2 protein-coding genes are annotated in these 2,206 nt (G+C 63.2%); both read right to left on the reverse strand.

Going from position 1 to position 2,206, the window contains the following annotated elements:
* On the reverse strand, positions 1-497 hold a 497-nt coding region (locus tag A5711_RS05430; RefSeq protein ID WP_197520744.1), incomplete at its 3' end, for a glycosyltransferase.
* Positions 498-889: 392 nt separating this feature from the next.
* Positions 890-2,167 carry a glycosyltransferase gene (locus tag A5711_RS05435; protein WP_067944622.1) on the reverse strand — a complete coding sequence of 426 codons (1,278 nt, stop codon included), beginning with the start codon at positions 2,165-2,167 and terminating at the stop codon, positions 890-892.
* Between the last annotated feature and the right edge of the window lie 39 nt (positions 2,168-2,206).

Consider the following 2,206-nt stretch of genomic DNA (forward strand, 5'->3'; position numbering starts at 1 on the left):
CGCCAGAACAGCCACTCGACCGCTTTCATGGTGGAGCGGAACAGCGGCGCCGGCACGCTCGGAACGAGCTGCCCGTTCGGCCGCATCGGGATGTAATGCAGCGTGGCCATCGGAATGCCGTAGTAATCCGCCACGTTGATCGCCAGGTCCTGGTAGAGCTGGCCCGTGAAGAGCAAATCGGCCCCGGCCCCAACCGAGATCAGGGACGAGCTCATTTCCTGCCAGTTCCGCAGCACGGGCTCCCAGGCGTCACGCATCAACTTGATGGGCCCGCGCGCGAAATTCTTCCAGAAGTCGCGGATGAATTCATCGCTCCAGAAGTCGTGCATGTCGGGCCCGTAGCCGATGGCAGCCAACCCCGCTTCTCGAGCGAGCTCAACCAAATTGGGCGGGACGGCCATGCGCACTTCGTGCCCTCTGCGCATCAATTCGCGGCCGATAGCAAGGCACGGCTCGATGTCTCCGCGCGTCCCATAACTTGCCACAGCAAACTTCATCGCGCTGTAACCTTAATCACTTTTTCCATGCATAGGCAACTCCGCAGACAGGGTCTTTAGCCCCTAATTTCGATCTGCCCCTTACCGATTGGGACTGACTGCGTTTTGATTGCGCCGCATGGCCATGCAGATTCCAGGAGCCGGCAAAGCAGCAACTTTCACCGGCCCTTGTCGGGTACGACGACGACAACTTCATCGACCTCTGCCCCCCGACCTTGAACTATCACGACCCTTAGACGGTGTGACACCCACCTAGGCATCGTCGGCTGATCAATATCAGTCTGCCAGAAGGATCGGCCTTGTGTGTCGAGAAGCAGGAACTCGTTGGCCGCCGACGCCCTGAGTCCGGGGGCTTTACCCGGCAGCACACAGCCCGGCTCGCGCGTTGCCAATCAGGCGCGGCTCCGGGAGCTGGCAAACTTCTCCACGAGGTCGGCCGCTTTGATCACGCTGTCGGCGGATTTGGTCATGTGCCTGGCGATTTCGCGCGCACGCATGCCGTAGTCCGGGTCAAGTATCCGGCGCAGGTCTGCGACCAGTGTTTCGCGGGTGGTTGCCGAAAAGCGGCGCGTCGTACCGACTTTCAGCCGGTTGAGCTGGCCCCCCCAAATGGTTTGATTGACGTCCATCGAAAGAATCAGGGTGGGGACTCCCGCACGCAGGCTTGCCGCCGTGGTGCCCGAGCCGCCGTGATGAACGACCGCGCGACAGGCTGGAAAGACCGTCGCATAATTCACCGCGCCCACGACCTTGACGTGGGCGGGAAGTGGCACATCGCTGAAATCGCTCCAGCCGGCGCAAATTAGCGCCCGCTGGTGCAATTCCGCACATGCCGCAGCGATCATTTCGACCGTGTCGACCGGAGATTCGACCGGCATGCTGCCGAAGCCAAAGCAAATCGGCGGCGATCCGGCGGCAATCCAAGCTGCCACGTCGTCGTCGGCGCCCGTGGTCAGTTGCATTGTCAATGGGCCGACAAACGGCCGTAGGCCGTCCCATTTCGCCCATTCGTCCGCCAGTCCGGGAAAGCAAACCTCGTCGTACGCTTGGATTTCCAGCGACTTTCGCTGGGCGATCCGGCGCGGCGAGGGATGCGTTGCCTTGGGGAGCCCGAGTTCGCGGCGCTGCGTGTCCTCGACCTTCTTGTTCAGGCGCCAACTGAACCAGTCGAACGCCGTCATCGCCGAGCGGCTCAACGGCGCCGGCAGCATCGAAACGGTCTGGCCGTTCGGCCGCATGGGGACGTGATGCAGCGTGGCAAACGGGATGTCGTAGTACTCCGCGACGTTGGCGGCGGCCTGCTCGAAATTCAGGCCGGTGCACAATAGGTCAGCGTCGGCGGCGAGGGACGTCAGCGCCGCGCTGACCTCGCCCCAATGCCGGATGAGGGGCTCCCAGACCTTGCGCATCAACCTGATCGGGCTGCGGATCGTCCAGATGTTCCGGAAGAACTCAGCCCACATGTTGCGGAGGAACTCCTCGTCCAGGAAGTCGTGCAGTTCCGGGCCGTACGGGACCGCCGCGAGCCCGGTGGACTCGGCGAAACCCATCAATTCCGGTGGGACGGCCACGGCCACGTCGTGCCCTCGGCGCAGCAGCTCGCGGCCGACCGCTGCCAATGGCTCGATGTCGCCGCGCGTTCCGTAGCCGGCGAGGGCGAATTTCGTCACGGGTCCTAGCCTTGCAGTTGCCGTGCGCCGGCGACGTCA

Source organism: Mycobacterium sp. E2238 (assembly GCF_001672665.1).
Taxonomy (GTDB): Bacteria; Actinomycetota; Actinomycetes; order Mycobacteriales; family Mycobacteriaceae; genus Mycobacterium.